Origin of the sequence: Micromonospora psammae (genome assembly GCF_036902725.1) — a bacterium.
Lineage (GTDB): Bacteria > Actinomycetota > Actinomycetes > Mycobacteriales > Micromonosporaceae > Micromonospora.
Map to the genome: position 1 here is coordinate 1 of NZ_JBAKHM010000002.1, position 21,189 is coordinate 21,189.

15 protein-coding genes are annotated in these 21,189 nt (G+C 76.2%); 13 read left to right on the top strand and 2 right to left on the bottom strand.

Features of this window, described 5'->3' with window-relative positions; translation table 11 throughout:
- Window positions 1-352 precede the first annotated feature (352 nt).
- The gene (locus V6U79_RS03260) at window positions 353-1,360 is read left to right on the top strand and encodes a tetratricopeptide repeat protein (RefSeq protein WP_334613824.1); all 1,008 of its coding nucleotides are present in this window, start codon (window positions 353-355) and stop codon (window positions 1,358-1,360) included.
- Window positions 1,357-2,373 carry an HAD-IIA family hydrolase gene (locus tag V6U79_RS03265; RefSeq protein WP_334613402.1) on the top strand — a complete coding sequence of 339 codons (1,017 nt, stop codon included), beginning with the start codon at window positions 1,357-1,359 and terminating at the stop codon, window positions 2,371-2,373. Before V6U79_RS03260 ends, V6U79_RS03265 begins: the two co-directional genes overlap by 4 nt.
- A 28-nt stretch (window positions 2,374-2,401) precedes the next feature.
- Here the strand turns inward: V6U79_RS03265 and V6U79_RS03270 are convergent, their stop codons facing one another.
- A complete protein-coding gene (locus tag V6U79_RS03270) occupies window positions 2,402-2,737 on the bottom strand; it encodes an SCP2 sterol-binding domain-containing protein (RefSeq protein WP_334613404.1) in 336 nt (111 codons plus the stop codon).
- A gap of 111 nt (window positions 2,738-2,848) precedes the next feature.
- Here V6U79_RS03270 and V6U79_RS03275 point away from each other — a divergent pair, with 111 nt between their 5' ends.
- The 4 genes from V6U79_RS03275 (at window position 2,849) to V6U79_RS03295 (ending at window position 9,581) form a co-directional block, all read left to right on the top strand.
- Window positions 2,849-3,448, top strand: a complete 600-nt coding sequence (locus V6U79_RS03275) for a phasin family protein (protein ID WP_334613406.1) — start codon at window positions 2,849-2,851, stop codon at window positions 3,446-3,448.
- Window positions 3,449-3,802: 354 nt separating this feature from the next.
- Complete coding sequence (locus tag V6U79_RS03285) at window positions 3,803-4,744, top strand: TlyA family RNA methyltransferase (protein WP_334613409.1); 942 nt, start codon at window positions 3,803-3,805, stop codon at window positions 4,742-4,744.
- On the top strand, window positions 4,741-5,625 hold the full coding sequence (locus V6U79_RS03290; protein ID WP_334534298.1) for an NAD kinase: 885 nt from the start codon (window positions 4,741-4,743) through the stop codon (window positions 5,623-5,625). The genes V6U79_RS03285 and V6U79_RS03290 overlap by 4 nt, the downstream gene beginning before the upstream one ends.
- Window positions 5,626-5,849: 224 nt before the next feature.
- Window positions 5,850-9,581, top strand: coding sequence for a S8 family peptidase (locus V6U79_RS03295; protein WP_334613410.1), 3,732 nt, complete (start codon window positions 5,850-5,852; stop codon window positions 9,579-9,581).
- A gap of 45 nt (window positions 9,582-9,626) precedes the next feature.
- Here V6U79_RS03295 and V6U79_RS03300 read toward each other — a convergent pair whose 3' ends face one another.
- Complete coding sequence (locus V6U79_RS03300) at window positions 9,627-10,628, bottom strand: helix-turn-helix domain-containing protein (RefSeq protein ID WP_334534303.1); 1,002 nt, start codon at window positions 10,626-10,628, stop codon at window positions 9,627-9,629.
- An 81-nt stretch (window positions 10,629-10,709) separates the two neighbouring features.
- Here V6U79_RS03300 and recN point away from each other — a divergent pair, with 81 nt between their 5' ends.
- The 7 genes from recN to V6U79_RS03335 all read left to right on the top strand — a co-directional run bounded on the left by recN (window position 10,710) and on the right by V6U79_RS03335 (window position 21,109).
- Complete coding sequence (gene recN, locus V6U79_RS03305) at window positions 10,710-12,473, top strand: DNA repair protein RecN (protein WP_334613412.1); 1,764 nt, start codon at window positions 10,710-10,712, stop codon at window positions 12,471-12,473.
- 113 nt (window positions 12,474-12,586) lie between these two features.
- Window positions 12,587-13,765, top strand: coding sequence for a putative cytokinetic ring protein SteA (steA, locus tag V6U79_RS03310; RefSeq protein ID WP_334534308.1), 1,179 nt, complete (start codon window positions 12,587-12,589; stop codon window positions 13,763-13,765).
- A gap of 28 nt (window positions 13,766-13,793) precedes the next feature.
- Window positions 13,794-14,729, top strand: a complete 936-nt coding sequence (locus V6U79_RS03315) for a copper transporter (protein ID WP_334534309.1) — start codon at window positions 13,794-13,796, stop codon at window positions 14,727-14,729.
- A 58-nt stretch (window positions 14,730-14,787) separates the two neighbouring features.
- Window positions 14,788-15,654 (top strand): hypothetical protein, encoded by an 867-nt coding sequence (locus V6U79_RS03320; protein WP_334613413.1) that lies wholly within the window; start codon window positions 14,788-14,790, stop codon window positions 15,652-15,654.
- Between the two features lies 1 nt (window position 15,655).
- A complete protein-coding gene (murJ, locus tag V6U79_RS03325) occupies window positions 15,656-17,341 on the top strand; it encodes a murein biosynthesis integral membrane protein MurJ (protein WP_334613415.1) in 1,686 nt (561 codons plus the stop codon).
- Between the two features lie 118 nt (window positions 17,342-17,459).
- Window positions 17,460-18,626 carry a glycosyltransferase family 4 protein gene (locus V6U79_RS03330; protein WP_334613417.1) on the top strand — a complete coding sequence of 389 codons (1,167 nt, stop codon included), beginning with the start codon at window positions 17,460-17,462 and terminating at the stop codon, window positions 18,624-18,626.
- Window positions 18,626-21,109 carry a hypothetical protein gene (locus V6U79_RS03335; protein WP_334613418.1) on the top strand — a complete coding sequence of 828 codons (2,484 nt, stop codon included), beginning with the start codon at window positions 18,626-18,628 and terminating at the stop codon, window positions 21,107-21,109. The genes V6U79_RS03330 and V6U79_RS03335 overlap by 1 nt, the downstream gene beginning before the upstream one ends.
- Window positions 21,110-21,189 lie beyond the last annotated feature (80 nt).

The window sequence follows — 21,189 nt, forward strand, 5'->3', positions numbered from 1 at the left end:
CCGTGAGGGCGGCGCTCCGCGTGAGGGCGGTTTCCGTGGGGGCGACCGCCGTGAGGGCGGCGCGCCCCGTGAGGGCGGCTTCCGTGGCGGCGACCGGCCGCACGGCGACCGCGCCGGTTACGGCGAGCGGGGTGGCTACGGCGACCGGCCGCGTCGCGACGACCGTGGCGGGTTCGACGACCGCCGCCGGGAGGGCTTCGGCCCCGACCGGGAGCGTCGCGACGAGGTCGAGGGGGGCCGTACGGCAGCGCCGGCGTTGCCGGACGAGATCTCCGCTAGCGACCTCGACACGGCCGTCCGGGCCGAGCTGCTCTCGCTGAACAAGCCGGTGGCGGAGACCGTCGCCCGGCACCTGGTCGCGACCGGTCAGCTGATCGACGAGGACCCGGCCGAGGCGCTCGCCCACGCGATGGCGGCGCGGCGGCTCGCCTCGCGGATCTCCGCGGTGCGGGAGGCGGTCGGGCTGGCCGCGTACCACGCCGGGGAGTGGCAGACGGCGATCGCCGAGCTGCGGACGTACCACCGGATGACCGGGCTGCAGAGCCACCTGGCGGTGCTCGCCGACTGTGAGCGCGCGCTGGGTCGCCCCGAGCGGGCGATCGACCTGTTCCGCGGCGCGGATCGGGAGAAGCTCGATCAGCTCGTCGCCATCGAGCTGCTGATCGTGGCCGCCGGCGCGCGGGGTGACCTCGGCCAGAAGGATGCCGCGGTCGCGATGCTCCAGGTTCCCGAGCTGACCGCCGAGTCGACCGAGCCGTGGACGGCCCGGCTGCGCTACGCGTACGCCGACTCGCTGCTCGCGGTCGGCCGGCGCGAGGAGGCCCGGGAGTGGTTCTCCCGCGCCGCCGACGTGGACACCGACGGTGAGACCGACGCGGCCGAGCGGCTGCTCGAACTCGACGGCGTGGTGATCGAGGGCGACGAGGAGGACGAGTCGGGCGAGGAGATCGCCGCCGGCCCGGGTGCCCCCGGTGCCGTGCCGGCGCGTCCGGACGCCGACCTCGTCGGTGCCGCCGGTGACCTCGACCGGGACGAGAACGACGACCTCGACGAGGACGACGACCTCGACGACGACGAGGACGAGGACGACCTCGACGACGAGGACGACCTCGACGACGAGGACGACCTCGACGACGAGGACGACCTCGACGACGAGGACGACCTCGACGACGAGGACGACCTCGACGACGAGGACGACCTCGACGACGAGGACGACCGGGACGGGGACGACGACCTCGACGGGGACGGGCCCTCCGACGAGCCGACGGCGTCCGTGCCGGAGGCCGGGAACCCGGCCGGCGAGGCGCCGACCGCGCCCGCTCGCCCGGCCGGCGCCGACGAGGAGCCGGACCAGCGATGACCGATGCCGCCGGGGATCGGCTGGTCGACGGGTACGCCCTGGTCGTGTTCGACCTGGATGGCGTGATCTACCTGATCGACCGGCCGATCCCCGGCGCGGTCGAGGCCGTCGGACGGCTGCGCGCCGACGGCCTGGCCGTGGCGTACGCGACCAACAACGCCTCCCGCCGCTCCAGCGAGGTCGCCGAACTGCTCACCGGCATGGGCGTCGTGGCGCGGCCGGAGGAGGTGCTCACCTCCGCCGCGGCCGCCGCCGAGCTGCTGCGCGACCGGTTGCCCGCCGGGGCTGCCGTGCTGGTGGTCGGGGCGGAGGCGCTGCGCGCCGAGATCCGTGCCGCCGGGCTCACCCCGGTCACCCGGGCCGACGAGTCACCCGTCGCGGTCGTGCAGGGGTACGGCCCGCAGGTCGGCTGGGTCGACCTGGCCGAGGCGTCGGTCGCCATCCGGGCCGGAGCGACCTGGGTCGCCACCAACACCGACCGGACCCTGCCCAGCGGGCGTGGCCCGCTGCCCGGCAACGGGTCCCTGGTGGCCGCGTTGCGACACGCCCTGAACCGGCCGCCGGACCTGGTGGTCGGCAAGCCCGAACCGGCGCTCTTCACCACCGCCGCCCGCCGGGCCGGCGAGGGCCGGACGCTGGTGGTCGGCGACCGGCTGGACACCGACATCGAGGGTGCCCGCCGCGCCGGGCTGGACAGCCTGCTGGTGCTGACCGGGGTCAGCGACGTGTCCGAGCTGCTGGCGGCCCCCGAGGAGCGACGGCCGACGTACGTCGCCCGGGACCTGGCCGGGCTCTTCGACCCGGCGGCCGTGATCCGGGTCCCCGGGGAGCCGGCGGTCGGCGGCTGGTCCACCGCCCCGGTGGCGGGTGGGCTGGAACTGCGCGGCGCCGGACGGCCGCTGGACGCGCTGGCCGTGCTCTGCGCCGCCGCGTGGGCGGCGGGGGAGTCGGCCGTGCGGCCGGCGTCGCCCGAGGCGGAGCGGGCCCTCGCGGCGCTCGGCCTTTCGGCCTGACCGTCCCGCCCCGGCAGGTCCCCGACGCTCAGAGCAGCTTGCGGAGCTTCAACAGGTCGAACGGATTGGCCTTGATGGAGATCCGACGGGCGGCGACCGCCTTGGTGATGTCGAGCTGACCGTGTACCAGTGCGAGCAGGTCGTCGCTTCCGGTCACCAACGCGATCTTGGCCTTGGGGTCGTCGCCGTCGGCCAGGTCGACCAGCCGGCCACCTTCGAGCCGGCCGTGGAACGCGGTCCCGAGGTCGGTGACCCGGCAGGCGAGGGTGCGGTTCAGGTCGATGCGCTCCTGCATGTCGGCGTGCCGGTCCAGTCGGGCCGCCAGCTCCCGCAACGCCTCTCGGCACTCGTCCACGCCGGCCACTTCGTCTCCTCACGCCCGCCACGCCGTTCCCCGGCACCGTACCGCAACGGGTTCCCGGGGGCGCCCGGTAGCGTGAGACCCGCACACCCCGCCCCGCGGAAGGACTCAGGCATGCAGGACGCGTGGCGCGCCTACCTCGAGCTGGCCATGGGCCTGACGGAGGCGCCCCGGAAGAAGGCCCAGGACGCCGTGCGTCGGATGGTCGGCACGGGTGGCACCGCCGCCCAGTTGCAGGCGCTCGCCGAGGAACTCGTCTCCACCGGCGCGGCGAACCGGGAGGCGCTGACCAAGCTGGTGCGCTTCGAGGTGGACCGGGCGCTCGGCGCGGTGGGGCTCGCCACCGCCGACGAGGTGGCCGAGTTGACCCGCCGGGTGCACGAGCTGGAGCGGCAGCTCCGCGAGGCCAAGGGAGGTCCGTCCACCGCGGGTCCGTCCGCGTCCGATGAACCCACCGGCGGTCCGAGCGGCGCGCCGTCCGGCGCTGCCCCGGGCGGCGCGCCCGGCGGCCCGTCCCCGGCCGGGGCGGGCGGCGCCGACGTCCCGGTGCCCGCCCCGACCAAGGCGGTGGCGAAGAAGGCGGTGGCGAAGAAGGCCGTCGCCAAGCGGGCGCCGTCCGCCCTGGCCGGCACCTCGGGCGAGGGCGCGGTCCCGCCGGCCCCGGCGGCGAAGAAGGCCGCCCCGCGGAAGCGGACCACCGGCGGCGAGCAGTGACCGCGCCCGCCCACGGCGGGATCCGCCGGTGACCGGCCCGTTCCGACCCGGCCCGCCGCCGCACGTCCGACCCGGCCCTCGCCCGGGACCGCCGTCGGAGGCCCGTTACGGGGCGACGGACAGCGCGCGTCCCGGCCCGCCGGGCGCCCGCCCGGGCCCGCCGCCGCGCCCGGGTCCGGCTGAGGACGTCGACGAGGGCCACCACCCGGCCGTCGACGCCGCCGTCCAAGCGATGATCAACGCCGAGGGGCTCCCGCCGGCCGATCAGATCGCCCAGTACGAGGCGGCCTACCAGACGCTGCGGGAGACCCTCGCCACCATCGACCAGGCCTGAACCGACCGGAGAACCACCCCATGGCACGTCGTACCCGACTCGACGCCGAACTCGTCCGTCGCGGCCTGGCCCGCTCCCGCGAGCAGGCCGCCGCGCTGGTGGAGGCCGGCCGGGTCCAGCTGCGCGGCGTGCCGGCGCGCAAGGCCGCCGCGATGGTCGACCCGGCCGATCCACTGCTGGTCACCGGGGAGGACCCCGGCTCCGAGTACGTCTCCCGGGGCGGGCACAAGCTGGCCGGCGCGCTCGCCGCGTTCGCGCCGGGCGGGCTCACCGTCGCCGGGCGGCGCTGCCTCGACGCCGGCGCCTCCACCGGCGGCTTCACCGACGTGCTGCTGCGCGCCGACGCCGCCGAGGTGGTCGCGGTGGACGTCGGCTACGGCCAGCTCGCCTGGCCGCTGCGCACCGACGAGCGCGTGCGGGTCTTCGAACGCACCAACGTCCGTACGCTGACCCCGGAGGTCATCGGCGGCGAGGTGGACCTCACCGTGGCCGACCTGTCGTTCATCTCGCTGCGCCTGGTGCTGCCGGCGCTGGCCGGCTGCACCCGGGCCGACGGCGACCTGGCGCTGATGGTCAAGCCGCAGTTCGAGGTGGGCAGGGAGCGGGTGGGCGCCGGCGGCGTGGTCCGCGACCCGGCGCTGCGCGCCGAGGCGGTGCTCGACGTGGCCGCCACCGCGGCCGGGCTCGGGCTGGGCCTGGCGGACGTGGCGGCCAGCCCCCTGCCGGGTCCGAGCGGCAACGTCGAGTTCTTCGTATGGTTACGCCGGGACGCCCCGGCGGCCGACCCCGACCGGGTCCGGGCCGTGGTGGCGGCCGGGCCCGAGGGCCCTGCCCTCGCCGGTGACCTGCCGGCGGACGTCAGCGGGGGTGGTGACAGGGTGAGCGGCAGAGGAGAGGCTGGTCCGGTGAGCCAGAGCGACGGTATGGGCCCCTGCGGCACGGACGAGCGGGTGGCCCGGTGAGCCGCACCGCGCTGCTGGTGACGCACACCGGTCGCCGGCGCAGCACCGAACACGCCCGGGCCGTCGCCGCCGACCTGATCTCCGCCGGCTTCGAGGTGCGGGTGGTGGCGGAGGAGGCCGACGACCTCGACCTGCCCGGCGTGGTTCCGGTGACCGGCCCGGAGGCCGCCGAGGGCGCCGAGATCGTCTTCGCCCTCGGCGGGGACGGCACATTCCTGCGCGCGGCCGAACTGGCTCGGCCGGCCAAGGTGCCGCTGCTCGGCATCAACCTGGGCAAGGTCGGCTTCCTGGCCGAGGCGGAGATCGGCGACCTGGACGTGGCGGTCCGCGACGTGGTGGGGCGCAACTACACGGTGGACGAACGGCTCACCCTCGACGTGACCGCCGAGTTCGACGGCGGGCCGACCATCGAGTCGTGGGCGCTCAACGAGATCAGCGTCGAGAAGGGCGAGCGGGCCCAGATGCTGGAGCTGCTCGTCGACGTCGACGGCCGGCCGCTGTCCCGGTACGGCTGCGACGGAGTGGTCTGCGCCACCCCCACCGGCTCCACCGCGTACGCGTTCTCCGGTGGCGGGCCGGTGGTCTGGCCGGAGGTGGAGGCCCTGCTGCTGGTGCCGATCAGCGCGCACGCGCTGTTCAGCCGACCGCTGGTGACCGCGCCGGACTCGACGTTCTCCATCACCGTGGACCCGTTCACCACCCTGGCGGTGCTCTCCTGCGACGGCCGCCGGGTCTTCGACCTGCCCCCGGGTGCCCGGGTGACGGTGCGCCGCGGGGCGCTGCCGGTGCGCATCGTCCGGCTGCGGGCCCGGCCGTTCACCGACCGGTTGGTGGCGAAGTTCGCGCTGCCCGTGCAGGGCTGGCGCGGCAGCCGGCGCTGACCGCCCGTCGGGCGGCGCCGCCGACGCCACCCGTCGGTTCGCCCGGCCCACGGTAGGCCGGCAACGTGCCGGACCCGCGGCGCTCCGGTCGTGGCTGCCCCGTGTCCACCTGGCGACATGTCGCCGGTGCGGCGTGGCCGCCCTAGTGACCAACGGATGATCTTCGGCGCAGACTCCGGTGGGCCGTCCTCCCCGAGGCCGGCCCCGGAGTAGAGGAGCATCGCATGCACCGGTCCCCACGCTGGCTCAGCGCCGGCGCGGTCGGCGCGTTGGTGGTCGGGCTCGCCGTACCGGCGTCCGCCGACCCGCCCGCCCGGCCCAGTGGCCCGAGTCCGGCCACGACCGCCCCGGGCGCCGCGCCCGCCCGCGTCACCCTGATCACCGGCGACCAGGTGGAGCTCGCGCCCGCCGCCTCCGGCCGGGTCGCCGCCACCGTCCACCCCGGCCCTGGCCGGGAGCGGATCACCTTCCAGACCATCCAGGCCGACGGCGGCCTGCGGGTGCTGCCCAGCGACGTCATTCCGTACGTCTCCGCCGGGGTGCTCGACTCGGACCTGTTCGACGTGCAGGAACTCGTCGCCGACGGGTACGGCGACGCCGCCCAGCGCGCGCTGCCGCTGATCGTGCGCTACCAGCAGCCGGCCGGTGGGCGGGTCCGTCCGCTCGCCGGGGCCACCGCCGCCCGCCCGTTGGAGAGCATCAACGGCGCCGCGCTGAAGGTCGGCAAGAGCGACCTCGGCGGGCTGTGGACGACGCTGCGCGGCACGCCGTCGGCGCGTACCTCCGCCGGCGCGCCGGCCCGGCTCGGCGCCGGCATCGACCGTGTCTGGCTGGACGGGCGGGTCCACGCGGACCTGGAGCACAGCGTGCCGCAGATCGGCGCCCCGGCGGCCTGGGCGGCCGGGCGCGACGGCGCGGGCGTCGAGGTCGCGGTGCTGGACACCGGCGTCGACGCGGGTCACCCCGACCTGGCGAGCCGGATCGTCGAGGCGAAGGACTTCAGCGGCACCGGGAGCGCCCAGGACGGGCACGGCCACGGTACCCATGTGGCGTCCACCATCGCCGGCAGCGGCGGCGCCTCCGACGGGCTGCGCAAGGGCGTCGCGCCGGGCGCGCGACTGCTGGTCGGCAAGGTGCTCGACGACGGGGGCAGCGGCTCCGAGTCGTGGATCATCGAGGGCATGGAGTGGGCCGCCCGCTCCGGCGCCAAGGTGATCAACATGAGCCTCGGTGGGAGCGCGACCGACGGCACCGACCCGATGAGTCAGGCGCTCAACGACCTGACCGCCGAGACCGGCGCCCTCTTCGTCGTCGCCGCGGGCAACGAGGGAGCGGCGAACACCGTCGGCTCACCGGGCGCCGCGAGCGCGGCGCTCACCGTCGGCGCGGTGGACCGCGACGACAACCTGGCGGACTTCTCCAGCCGCGGCCCGCGCATCGGTGACGGCGGCGTGAAGCCGGAGATCACCGCGCCGGGCGTCGGAATCGTCGCCGCCCGGGCCGCCGGCACCCACATGGGCACCGCGGTGGGTGAGGCGTACACCCGGGCCAACGGCACCTCCATGGCCACCCCGCACATCGCCGGCGCGGCCGCGATCCTCGCCCAGGAACACCCCGACTGGACCGCCGGCCAGCTCAAGGACGCGCTGGTCAGCACCACGAAGCCGACGCCGGGGCTGACCGTCTTCGAGCAGGGCACCGGCCGGGTCGACGTGCCGCGGGCGCTGACCCAGCGGTCGTACGGTTCGGCCGTCGCCAACTTCGGCCGGTTGGCCACCGGCGCCGCGGCCGTCGAGCGGACCGTGACGTACACCAACGGCACCGGGGCCGCGCAGACCCTGCGCCTGGCGCTGGAGCTGCGCAACCTGGACAGCGGCGCGAGCGAGTCGGACGCCTTCTCCGTGGGCACCGAGGTCACGGTCCCCGCCGGCGGCAGCGTCGCCGTTCCGCTGCGCGCCGACCCGGCGAAGCTGGACCGCGGCACGTACGGCGGCTGGCTGGTGGCGACCGGCGCGGACGGCGTCACGGTCCGCACCGCCGTCGCGCTCACCCTGAGCGGCCCGATCCACACCGTCACCCTGCGCGCGCTGGACATGGCCGGGAAGCCGGGCGGCGCGCCGGTGGTCACGCTCTTCGGTGAGCACTCCGACTCGGACCTGATCGACTACCTCCTTCCCGGCAAGGTGATCAGGACCCAGGTGGAGGAGGGCCCGTACCTGCTGCAGTCGCTCATCGAGCACGGCGCTCCGCTGGACGAGCAGCTCACCCTGGTCACCGACCCGGAGCTGATCGTCGACCGGGACCTCACCGTGGTGCTCGACCCGCGCAAGGGCACGCCCGTGCGGATCGAGACCCCGAAGCCGACCGAGCAGCGGGCGGCGCTCAACTTCTACGAGCACCGGGTCTTCGGCAACGGCCGGCAGGTCGACCACGCGGTGATGGCGTTCAGCACGGTCCAGCAGCTCAACGTCACCCCGACCCGGCCGGTGCGCTCCGGCGAGTTCGAGTTCGCCTCCCGGTGGCAGCTGGTCGCGCCGATGGTGGACGCCCGGATCACCGGGGTGTCCGGTCCGCTGGACATCAACCTGCTGGGCCAGTCGCCGGCGCCCACCGGCCGGCGGAAGTTCCCGCTGGTCTACGCCGGCACCGGGACCGCCGGTGAGCTGGCGCGCGCCCGCGGGGCGGCGGTGCTCCTCACCGCCAGCCCGGACGTCTCCGAGAACGACCAGGTGACGGCCGCTGCGGCGGCCGGCGCGGCGGCGGTGCTCGTGGTCCGGCCGGCGGACTTCAGCGCGTGGACGGTCTGGCGTCCGGCCGGGGAGCGGCTGCCCGTCCCGGCGATGGCGGTGGCTCACGACGACGGGCAGCGGATGATCGCCGCGGCCCGGACCGGCGGCGCGACGCTGGACCTGACGCTCACCGCGAACAGCCCCTACCTGTACGACGTGTTCCAGGTGTCCGCCGACCGGATCCCGGAGCGGATCGCGCACACGGTGACCGCGGAGAACACCGCCGAGGTGACCGCCCGCTACGGCGAGACCGGTGGGCTCGACTGGGCCACCGAGCAGCGGTTCGGCTGGCGTCCGTGGCAGACAGTCACCATGCTCGACGACCAGCGGATCGTGCAGACCGGCACCGTCCGGCGGGAGTACGTCAGCGCCGGTGACTCCTGGTGGCAGCACCGGGTGCTGCACAAGCTCATGTGGTCGGACTGGGGTCCGCTCCAGGCTGGACTCTTCGCGCAGGCCCGGCGGTACACCGGCGACGACCGGGACACCGAGAGCTGGTACGCCCCGGTCGTCCGGCCGGCCGTGCCGGCCACCGGCGGAGCGCCGGTGCCCACCCGCACCGGGGACATCCTGGACCTGCGGGTCGCCGAGTTCGTCGACGCCGACGGGCACCACGCCCCGGCCGGCGCCAGCGAGGAGCAGGACGACGTCGAGGCGCGGCTCAGCCGCGACGGGCAGCAGATCGCCGACCTCTCCGACGGCTGGGCCCCGGTGTCCACCACCGCGGCGGCGGCCCGCTACCGGCTGGACCTGACCACCCGGCGCGCCTCCGAGGACTGGCGCTGGGCGACCCGGACCGAGACGGCCTGGGAGTTCACCTCGGCCCGCCCGGCCGGGGACGCCGCCCAGCCGCTGCCGCTGCTCCAGGTCGACTACCGGGTTCCGGCCGACCTGCGCGGTGAGGTCGCCGGCGGTCGTCCGCACCAGCTGGAGCTGACGCTGCGCCAGCCGGCGGGCGTACCGGCGCCGACCGGCACCAGCCTGCGGGTCGAGGTGTCGTTCGACGGCGGGCAGAACTGGCGGACCGTGCCGGTGCGCGGCTCGGGCACCCGGTTCACCGCGCAGGTGCCCGCCGTGCACGGCACGGTGTCGCTGCGGGCGCACGCCCGCGACCGGGCCGGGAACACCGTCGACCAGACCGTGGTCGACGCGTACGGCCTGCGCTGACCGGGTCGGGCGGGGCGGCGCCGAGCCGCCCCGCCCGGACCCCGTTCAGATCCAGCCCCGCCGGGCGACCTGGAAGGCCAGCCCCGGCCGGGTGTCCACCCCGGCCAGGGTCATCAGATCGGCGAGGCGCCGCTGGACGGTGCGCCGGCTCACGCCGAGCTGCGAGGCGATCGATTTGTCCGGCACCCCGGCGACGAAGAGTGAGAGCAGCAACCGCTCGTCGGCGCCGGGGCCGCCGTCTACGGGCGGCAGTCCCGTCCCGGGCCGCAGCGGGGTGGCCGCGTGCCAGTGGCTGTCGAAGAGGGCCAGCAGGGCGTCGAGGAGCTGGCTGCGGCCGATCAGCGCGGCGCTCGGCGCGCCGCTGGCCCGGTCGGGCACCAGCGGGCAGATCGCGGTGGTCCGGTCGGCGATGGCCAGCCGCACCGGGAGCCGGTCGGTGACCCGGGCCTGTTCGCCGCTGCCCACCGCCTTCTCCACGTCGGAAAGGGCGCCCGGTTCGGTCAGCAGATCCCGCTCGTAGATCGCCCGGTAGCTGACCCCGCGGGCCAGCGCGGCGAACTCCTCCACGTTCTCCGGGCCGGGCATGGCCAGCGGGTTGGCCCGGCAGAACCACAGCACCTCGGTGCGGGCGTCGTCCTGCAACCGGCGCAGCCGGGCGCGCAACGCGTCGGCGCCGGTGACGATCTCGACCAGGTGGTCGGCGTCGTGGCGCCGGACGCCGGCCCGGTACTCCTCGGTCAGCTGGGCGACCCGCCGGCGGGCGGAGTCCAGCGACTGCTGTTGGCGCAGCAGTTCGTCGCCGAGGGCCACGTCCGGCGGCAGGGGCCGCAGCGGCGAGTCGGGTCCGGCGCCGGCGGGCGTGACCAGCCCCCGGTCCCGCAGCGCGTCCAGCGCCCGGCCGAGCCGGTCGGCCGGCCACGCCAGTTGCCGGGCCAGCTCCGCCGGGTGCGCGGCGCAGAGCCGCAGCAGCGCCCGGTAGACCCGCTCCTCGTCCTCGCCCAGGCCGAGTATCCGCAGCACCTGCGCTCCGACGCTCGTCCTCTCCACGACCGGTGATGGTACGGGCGGCCGCCGGGGCGCCCGCGTCGGCTGGTCAACTGTCGGGGGCCGCGTCTACTGTCGGGTGCTGTGCTGGAAGAGCTGCGCATCACCGGACTGGGCGTCATCGACGACACGACGCTGCCGTTGACCGGCGGGATGAACGTCATCACCGGCGAGACCGGTGCCGGCAAGACCATGGTGGTGACCGGTCTGGGCCTGCTCTTCGGTGGCCGCGCCGACGCCGGGCGGGTCCGCGCCGAGCCGGGCCGGGCGGTGGTCGAGGGGCGGCTGCGGCTGGCCGGTCGGGTCGCCGACACGGTGCACGCCCGGATCGTCGACGCCGGTGGGGAGCCCGACGAGGACGGCTCGCTGCTGATGAGCCGCACGGTCACGCTGGAGGGCCGCTCCCGCGCGCACCTGGGCGGCCGGAGCATGCCGGTGTCGATGCTCGGCGAGGTCGGCGAGCAGGTGGTGGCGGTGCACGGCCAGTCCGACCAGCTGCGCCTGCTCCGTCCGGCGGAGCAGCGGGCCGCGCTGGACCGGTTCGCCGGCCCGGAGCACGAGAAGCTGCTCGACGGGCTGCGCGAGGTGTACGGGCGGTGGCGGCACGTCGTCGACGACCTGGCCGACCGGCGGCGCAACGCCCGCGCGCGCAACCAGGAGGCCGACCTGCTGCGGCTGGGCCTGGACGAGATCACCCGGGTCGACCCGCAGCCCGGCGAGGACGACGAGCTCAAAGCCGAGGCGCAGCGGCTGGAGCACGCCGAGGGGCTGCGCACCGCGGCGCAGCTGGCGCACCAGTGTGTCGCCGGTGGGGTCGAGGCGACCGACGAGACGCCCGACGCGACCGCGCTGCTGGGCACCGCCCGGCGCACCCTGGAGGCGCAGGCCGGCACCGATCCGGCCCTCGGCGAGCTGGCGGCCCGGCTGGAGGAGGCGGCGACGCTGGTCGGCGACGTCTCGGCGGAGCTGTCGGCGTACCTCGCGTCCCTGGACGCCGACCCGGCCCGGTTGCAGACCATCTACGAGCGGCGGGCCGCGCTGCGCGCGCTGACCCGCAAGTACGCCGACGACGTCGACGGGGTGGTCGCCTGGGCCGAGCGGGCCCGCACCCGGCTGTCGGACCTCGACACCTCGGATGAACTCCTCGACGAGCTGGACCGGGAGGCCACCCGACTCGCCGGTGAGGTGGCCGACCTCGCCGGGCGGGTGTCGGCGTCCCGGCAGGAGGCGGCGGCCCGCTTCGCCGACCAGGTCACCGTCGAGCTGGCCGGGCTGGCCATGCCGCACGCCCGGATCGAGGTGGCGGTGCTGCCCCGCGCGGCGGGGAAGAGCGAGCCCACCCTGACCGTCAACGGCGCCGAGGTCGGCGTCGGCGCGGACGGCGCCGACGAGGTGGAGCTGCGGCTGCTCGCCCACCCCGGGGCGCCCTCCCTGCCGTTGCAGCGGGGCGCCTCCGGTGGTGAGCTGTCCCGGGTGATGCTCGCCATCGAGGTGGTCTTCGCCGGTTCCGGGGGCCCGCCCACGCTGGTCTTCGACGAGGTGGACGCCGGGGTCGGCGGCCAGGCGGCGGTGGAGATCGGTCGTCGGCTGGCCCGCCTGGCCCGCAGCCACCAGGTGCTGGTGGTCACCCACCTGCCGCAGGTGGCCGCGTTCGCCGACCGGCACCTGGTGGTGGCGAAGGACACCGGGGGAGCGGTCACCACCAGCGGGGTGCGGGTGGTGGAGGACACCGAGCGGGCCCGGGAGCTGGCGCGGATGCTGGCGGGTTTGCCGGATTCGGACCTGGGTATCGCCCATGCCGAGGAGCTCCTGGCCGTCGCGGCCAAGGAAAGGCGGCCCCGAGCATGACGATTGTGAGCGCAAGCACACCGGCCTGCGCTCTCGTGTGCTTCCCTGGGTAGGCGGCCCTGCTCAGGCATGTCGCGACAGAAAAGCCTGCCCCACATGCCAGGATGGTCACGATGCGTCTACCCACGTTGCGCCGGACCCGGAACGCCGAACCGGGCTCAGTCGTCGGCACCGCACGCCTCGATCGCCGTACCAAGCGGCTGACCGGCCGGCTCCGTCCCGGCGACATCGCGGTCATCGACCACGTCGACCTGGACCGGGTCGCCGCGGACTCGCTGGTCGCCGTCGGTGTCGCCGCGGTGCTCAACGCCAAGCCGTCGGTCTCCGGCCGGTACCCCAACCTCGGCCCCGAGGTGCTGGTGGCCGCCGGCATCCCGCTCCTGGACGACCTGGGGGAGGGGGTCTTCGAGCAGATCCGCGAGGGCGACACCGTGCGGATCGAGGGCAACACCGTCTACGTCGGCGACGAACCGGTGGCGCACGGGGAGCTCCAGGACGTCGAGACGGTCGCCAAGGCGATGGCCGACGCCCGGGAGGGCCTGTCGGTCCAGTTGGAGGCGTTCGCCGCCAACACCATGGACTACCTGCGCCAGGAGCGCGACCTGCTGCTCGACGGGGTGGGCGTACCGGACATCCAGACCCAGGTGCAGGGGCGGCACTGCCTGATCGTGGTCCGGGGCTACGACTACAAGGCCGACCTGGACGTGCTGCGCCCGTACATCCGGGAGTTCAAGCCGGTGCTGATCGGCGTGGACGGCGGGGCGGACGCGCTGGTCGAGGCGGGCTACACCCCCGACATGATCATCGGGGACATGGACTCGGTCACCGACGACGTGCTGCGCTGCGGCGCCGAGGTGATCGTGCACGCGTACCCGGACGGACGGGCGCCGGGCCTGGCCCGGGTGAACGGGCTGGGCGTGCCGGCGATCACCTTCCCGGCCGCCGCCACCAGCGAGGACCTCGCCATGCTGCTGGCCGACGAGAAGGGCGCCTCGCTGCTGGTCGCCGTCGGCACGCACGCCACCCTGGTGGAGTTCCTCGACAAGGGTCGCGGCGGGATGGCGTCGACCTTCCTCACCCGGCTCAAGGTCGGCGGCAAGCTGGTCGACGCCAAGGGGGTGAGCCGGCTCTACCGGCAGAGCATCTCCGGCTCGTCGCTGCTGCTGCTGGTCCTCTCGGCGATCGCCGCGATGGCCTCCGCGGTGGCGGTCTCCACCGTCGGCAAGGCGTATTTGGGCGTGGTCTCGGAGTGGTGGGACAATTTCGTGTTCCAGCTCGGCCAGCTCTTCTGACTCCCCGACCGATCAAGAGGCAGTAAGCGTGATCAACTTCCGGTACCACGTGGTGTCCCTGACCGCGGTCTTCCTGGCGTTGGCGATCGGCCTGGTGGTCGGCACGGCAGCCCTGAACGGCCCGGTGGCCGACTCCCTCAAGGAGAACGTCAACGCGCTGCGCAAGGACAACCAGCAGATGCGCCAGTCGGTCAACAGCCTCCAGAAGGAGTTGGAGCTGGAGGAGGACTTCGCCGCCGAGATGGCGCAGGTCGTCCTGCCGGGCAAGCTCACCGGCAAGCGGGTGCTGGTCCTGAGCATGCCCACCGGCCGGGACCAGACCGAGGGCGTGCTGGAGATGCTCAAGCTCGCCGGGGCCGACGTCACCGGCCGGGTCGACCTGCAGGACAAGTACGTGGACCCGGACAACAACACCAACCTGCTGGAGCTGGCGGTCACCGCCGCCCGCCCCACCGCGCCCGCCTCCGCGCTGCCCGGCAACGGCAACGGGGTGGAGACCTCCAGCGCGCTGCTGGCCAGCGTCCTGCTCGACCCCGCCCAGGGCGCCACGACCGTCACCGAGGCCGACCGCCGGGCGGTGCTGGCGGCCTACTCCAACGCCGGGTACCTCACCGCCGAGAACAAGGTCACCGGGCCCGCCGAGGCCGTGGTGGTGGTCAACGGGCAGCCGTACGTCGACAAGGACTCCGCCACCAAGGACGAGTCGGTGGTCAAGGTCGCCGAGCAGTTCGACCGGACCGGCGCGATCGTGGTCGCCGGCAACGGCGCGGCCGGCGGCAACCTGGTCGCCGTGGTGCGGGCCGACCCGGTGCTCGCCCAGACCATCTCCACCGTCGACAACGCCAACACCGTACAGGGCCAGCTGGTCACCAGCCTGGCGCTGGTGCAGCAGCTCACCGAGAAGAAGGCCGGGCAGTACGGCGTCGCCGACAACGCCTCCCTGTTGCCTAGACTGCCCCAGTGAGCGAACCACGTACCCGGCTGACCGGAGTCCACCCGAGCGTCCCGTGCGGCGGTGCCGCGTGAGGGTCCTGGGGCGGCTGCTGGTCGCCGTCGCCGGAGCCGCCACCGCCCGCTACGCGCTGCGGGAGATCTCCATCGCGCCGCCCGCGCCGACGCTGGAACGGACCAACTTCCGCGGCCGGACCGTCACCCTGGCGGCCGGCCCGGCGCTCACCGTCGGCGCCGTCACGGCGGCCGCGCTCGGCGCGCCCAGCGCCCCGGCCGGCGGCGCCGCCCTGCTCGCCGGGGCCGGCGCGGGCGCGGTCGGGCTCTACGACGACGTGGTCGGCGCGCGTCCGGAGCAGAAGGCGGCCAAGGGCTTCACCGGCCACCTCGCGGCGCTGCGCGAGGGGCGGGTCACCGCCGGCCTGGTCAAGATCGTCGGGGTGGGCGCCGTCGGCCTCGGCGCGGCCGCGCTGCTCGCCGCCGACCCCAAGGTCGCCGCGCACCCCCGCCGGCAGCGCCAGGGCGTGCTCGGGCGCGGCGTCGACGTGCTGCTCGGCGCCGGGGTGATCGCCGGCACCGCCAACCTGCTCAACCTGCTCGACCTGCGTCCCGGCCGGGCCCTGAAGTCGGGCCTGCTGCTCGGCGCCCCGCTGACCCGCGGCCCGCACGGCGGCATCGCCGCAGGCGCCCTCGGCGCGGCCTCCGGACTGCTGGAGGCCGACCTGGACGAGCGGGTGATGGTCGGCGACAGCGGCGCCAACGCGCTCGGCGCCCTGCTCGGTGTGACCCTCGCCGCGCGCAGCGGGCCGCTCGGACGGGCGGGGATCCTCGCCGTGCTGGCCGGGCTCACCGCCGCCAGCGAGAAGGTCAGCTTCACCCAGGTGATCCAGCGCACCCCGGGACTGCGTGAGCTCGACGCGCTGGGCCGGCGAACCGACTGACGTGACCAGACCGGCACCCCTCGCCGGCGCCGGCCGGGTGGCCGGAGCGGCCGCCCTCATCGCCGTGCTCACCGTCGTCGCCCGGCTCGCCGGCTTCGGCCGGACCGCCGTCTTTACCTGGGTCGTGCAGCAGAGCGACCTCGGCGGCATGTACGTGATCGCCAACACCGTCCCGAACATCATCTTCGAGGTCGTCGCCGGCGGCGCCCTGGCCAGCCTCGTCGTACCGCTGCTGGCCGGACCGGTCGCGGCCGGCGACCGGGCGGCGGTGGCCGCCACCACCGGGGCGCTGTTGACCTGGACGGTGACCCTGCTGGTGCCGCTGGCGGTGCTGGTCGCGCTGCTCGCCGACCCGATCGTCGCGGTGATCAGCGAGGCCCGCTCCCCGGCGGAACTGGCCGCGGGCGCCCGGATGCTGCGCGTCTTCGCACCCCAGCTGCCGCTCTACGGCATCGGCATCGTGCTGACCGGGGTGCTCCAGGCGCACCGCCGCTTCGCCTGGCCGGTGATCGCGCCGCTGCTGTCCAGCCTCACCGTGATCGTGGTCTACCTGGTCTTCGGCGCCACCCAGGGCCGGGGCGCCGCGGTCGGCGAGGTGAGCCGGGCCGGCGAGCTGATCCTCTCCGGCGGCACCACCCTCGGCGTGGTGGCGCTGTCGCTGTCCCTGCTCGTCCCGCTGCGCCGGCTCGGCCTGCCGCTGCGCCCCGGGTACGCCTTCACCGCCGACGTCCGGGCCCGGGTCGGCGGGCTGGCGCTGGCGGGCGCGGTCACCGTCACCGCCCAGCAGGCCGCGCTGGTGGTGATCCTCAACCGGGTCTCCGGCGGTCCGACCGGCTCGCCGCAGGTCTACAACCTGGCCCAGACGATGTACCTGCTGCCGTGGGCGGTGCTCGCGGTGCCCCTCGCGGTCGCGGCGTACCCGACGCTGACCGCCGCCGCCACCCTCGGCGACGAGGACGGCTACCGGGCGACCCTCGCCTCGACGGTGCGGGGCGTGCTGCTGTTCAGCTTCCTCGGCGCGGCGGCCCTGGTCGGCACCGCCGAACCGGTGGCCCGGTTCTTCTTCGGCGACGCGGCGGTGGCGCCCACCGCCGCGGCGATCGCCGGCTTCGCTCCCGGCCTGGTCGGCTACGGACTCTTCGCGGTGCTGTCCCGGGCGCTCTACGCCCGCGGCGCCACCCGGGCCGCCACCGCCGCCATCACCACCGGCTGGCTGGTGGTGCCGCTGGCCGCCCTGGCGCTGGCGGCGCTGCTGCCTACCGCGGACCGGGTCCTCGCGGTCGCCCTGGCCAACTCGGTCGGGATGCTGGTGCTCGGCGCGCTGCTGGTCGTCGCCGTGCTCCGGGCCGCCGGCCGGCCCGCCCTGGCCGGCGTGGGCCGCGCGACGGCCGCCGGGCTGCTCGCCGCCGCGCTGGCCGCGCCGGCCGGTGTGGCCGCCGCGCGTGTCGTCGGGGCGGCCGGGGACGGCACCCCGACGACATCGCAGGCACTCGTTCAGGGCATGCTGTCCGGGGCCGTGGTCGGCGTCGTGTTCCTCGTCGTGGCCGGGCTGGCGGACCGGCCGGACGTCCAGCCGCTGCTCGCCGGGGTGCTGCGCCGGCTCCGGCGGCGGCGCCCGCCGGCGCGCGACCTCCAGGACGGTATCCCGCCGGAACGGGGTGACGGAAAGGAGACGGTGCACCGGTGAGCGCGAGGAGTGAGCCGGGTTTGCGAGCCCCGCAGTCGCGAACGAAGTCGGCACCGGTGAGCGCGAGGAGTGAGCCGAGTCCGCGGGCCCGGTGGCCGCGAACGGGAGGTGGGCACCGATGACCGAGCCGACGCCAGCGTCCCGCCGGCAGGGCACCGTGGTCCTGCTGCTCGCCTCCAGCACCGGCGGGGTGGGCCAACACGTCCGGTCCGTGGTCCGGGGGCTGACCGGGGCCGGCGTCCCGGTGCTGGTCTGCGGACCGTCGGCCACCGAGGACCAGTTCGACTTCACCGGCGTCGGCGCCCGCTTCGCCCCGGTGGAGATCCCGGCCAGCCCCACCCCGGCCGACGGCCGGGCGGTCGCCGCCCTGCGTCGGGCGCTCGCCGCCGAACCGGCCCGGGTGGTGCACGCGCACGGGCTGCGCGCCGGCCTGGTCGCCGCGCTGGCCCGCCCGTCCGCGCCGCTGGTGGTGACCTGGCACAACGCCGTGCTCGCCGGTGGCCTGCGGGGGCAGCTGTCCCGGTTGGCCGAGCGGATCGTCGCCCGCTCCGCGCGGGTCGCGCTGGGCGCCTCCGCCGACCTGGTCGAACGCGCCGTCGCGCTGGGCGCCGCGGACGCCCGGCTCGCCCCGGTCGCCGCGCCGGCCCTGCCCGCCCCGCGCCGCCGCCGGGCCGCGGTCCGCGCCGAGTTCGGCGTGGTGGCCGACCAACCGCTGATCCTCTCCGTCGGCCGGCTGCACCCGCAGAAGCGGTACGACGTGCTCGTCGACGCCGCGGCCCGCTGGCGTACCCGGACCCCGCCGCCGGTCGTCGTCATCGCCGGCAGCGGCCCCGCGTACCTGCAACTGGCGGCCCGGATCTCCACCGCGCGGGCGCCGGTGACCCTGCTCGGGCACCGCACCGACGTGGCGGACCTGCTCGCCGGCGCCGACCTGGCCGCGGTCACCAGCGACTGGGAGGCCCGCCAGCTCTTCGCCCAGGAGGCGCTGCGTGCCGGCGTACCGCTGGTCGCGACCGCGGTGGGTGGGCTGCCGGAGCTGGTCGGCGACGCCGCCGTGCTGGTGCCCGCCGGCGACGTCGACGCGGTCGACGCGGCGGTCCGGTCGCTGCTGGACGACGAGAGCCTCCGCACCGACCTGGCCCGGCGCGGCGCCGCCCGGGCCGCCACCTGGCCCACCGAGGAGGACACCGTCGCCGCGCTGCTGTCGCTCTACGCCGAGCTGGGCCCCGACGTCGCGGGGCCGGCGAGCCCCGGCGCGGACGCCCCGTCGACGGGACGCCGGTGATGCTGCGCAGACTCACCCCGGTCCTGCTCACCCTGCTCGTGGTGGTGCTCGGCGTCACCGCGCTGGCGGCCCGGCCGGACCCCGGCGCGGCGCGGCGCACCGCCGACTTCGTGGTGCTCGCCGGGGTGGCGGGGCTGCGCTGGGACGACGTCGACCCGCGTACCACGCCGACCCTGTGGCGGATGGCGGAGCAGGGCTCGATGGGATCGCTGTCGACCCGCTCCGCGCACCGCCCCACCTGCCCCACCGACGGCTGGCTCACCCTCGGCGCCGGCAGCTACGCCGCCTGGAACGGCAGCCGTCGGGCCGACGGCTGCCCCGCCGCCCCGGTGACCGTCGAACAGCCGGACCGGATCGGCGCGAACCTGCCGGCCCAGGAGAGCGTGGTCCGCTACAACTCCGAGCGGCTGCCCTGGGGCACCGTGCCCGGCTCGCTGTCTGAGTCGGTGCGCTGCTCGGTGGCGGTCGGACCGGGGGCGGCCGTGGCCGCCGCCCGCCCCTTCGGCCGGGTCGACCGGTACGCCCCGCGCCTGCCCGCCGACCCTGCCCCGCTGCTCGGCTCCTGCGTGCTCAGCATCGTCGACCTGGGCGCCGTGGCCGCGGACGATCCGGCCACCCGCCGGGCCGAGGCCCGCGCCGCCGATGCCCAGCTGGCCCGGGTGCTCGCCGCCCGGCCGCCCCGCTCCCTCGTCATGGTCGCCGGGGTCTCCGACACCGGCACGCCGTCCCGGCTGCACGTGGCCGTCGCCGACGGCCCCGGCTGGGAGCGCGGCTGGCTCACCTCGGCCAGCACCGGCCGGGCGGGCTACCTGCAACTGGTGGACCTGGCCCCGACCGCGCTCGCCGCGCTGGGCCGGCCGATCCCGGAGCGGCTCTTCCTCGGCCGCGCGGCGGTCCGCGTCGACGGCCGCCCCGACGACCTGGCGACCGCGATCAGCCAACCGGCCGACGCCGACCGGGAGGCGGGCGCGCAACGCACCGTCGCCGGCTGGTTCTTCGCCCTGCTCGCCGTGGCGCAGGTCGCACTGGCCGTGACGGTGCTGCCGCTGCTGCGCCGGGCCCGCCGGCTCGCCGGCCCGCACAGTCCGCCGCCGGTGTCCCGGCGGGTGGTGGCGGCCGTGGAACTGCTGCTGGTCGCCGCCGCGCTGGCCGTGCCCGCCGCCCTGCTCGCCGACCTGGTGCCCTGGTGGCGCGGCGACCGCGCCGGCCTGTGGTTCGGCCTGGCCACCGTGGCCCTGATCGCCGCCGGCACCGCCCTGGTCCGGTTCGCTCCCGGCCACGAGCGCACCCTCGGCCCGCTCGGCGCGGTCGCCGGGTTGGCGACCCTGGTGGTCGGCGCGGACGTGCTCAGCGGGTCGCGGTTGCAGCTCAACGGCGTGGTCGGCTACTCGGCGTTGGAGGGTGGCCGCTTCTCCGGGCTGGGCACGGTGGGCCTCGGCGTCTTCCTCGCCGGGTCGCTGCTCAGCGCCGGCTGGCTGGCCCAGCGGGTACGCCGGGGCTGGCGGCCCATGGTGACCGTCGCCGTCGGCGGGGCCGCCGTGGTGGTCGTGGGCAGCCCGTACCTCGGGTCGGATCCGATCGGCGCGGTCGCGCTGACCGCCGGCGTGGCCGTCGCCGCCGCGATCAGCACCGGCGGCTGGCTCACCGTGAGCCGGCTGGTCTGGTCGGCCATGGCGGGATTCGCGGTGACCATCGGCTTCGCCGTGGTGGACGTGCGCCGGCCGGCCGAGGAACGCGCCGCCCTGGGCCGGTTCCTCGCCGCGCTGGCCGACGGCACCGGCGGGCTGACGGTGCACCGGGTCAGCACGGCCAACTTCCAGACCCTGGTCAACAGCCCGCTCACCGTGCTCGCCGTGGTCGGGGCCCTGCTGGTCTGGTTCGCGCTGCTCCAGCCGTGGGGCGGGCTGATGCGGCTGTTCGGCATCTACCCGGCGATCCGGGCGGCGCTGGCCGGCACCGCCGTGGCGGCGGTCTTCGGCGGCCTGCTGGGCGGTTCGGCGCTGGACGTGGCCGGGGCCGCCGCCGCGCTGGTGGTGCCCATGGCGGCGCTGGCCTCGCTGCGGGTGCTCGACCATTCCACCGACCGCACCCAGCCCGGTGTCGGACGGCAGCGCGGGGACGGGCCGGGGGGCCCGCCGGTCGGCGACGCCCCGGACCCCGGCCCGGACGGGGGCGTCGCCGACAGCGGCGACCTGATCGCCGAACCCGGCGCGCCGGCCGGCCGCGACGACGGCTCCGGACGTACCCGGGGCGGGGCCGGGACCGGCCGCGGGCCCGGCGCCGTGGACGCGGCCGACCCCGGACGGCCCGACGTGGCCGACCGCGACCGACCCGGTCCGGACCGCTCCGCCGGCGACGGGGAGCCGGACGGGCGTGCTGACGGCGCGGCTCGGCCGGCGGGGGGCGGGCCGAACGTCACCGTGCCGTCGGCGCGTACCCCGGGCGACGCCGCCGCGACATCGACCGAGGTGGCGGCCCCGTGACCGGTTCCGCGCCCGGCGCCCGCCCAGGTCGGGTGCGACGCCGGGTCCGGGCCGGAGAGGTGTTACCGTGGAATCCCGTG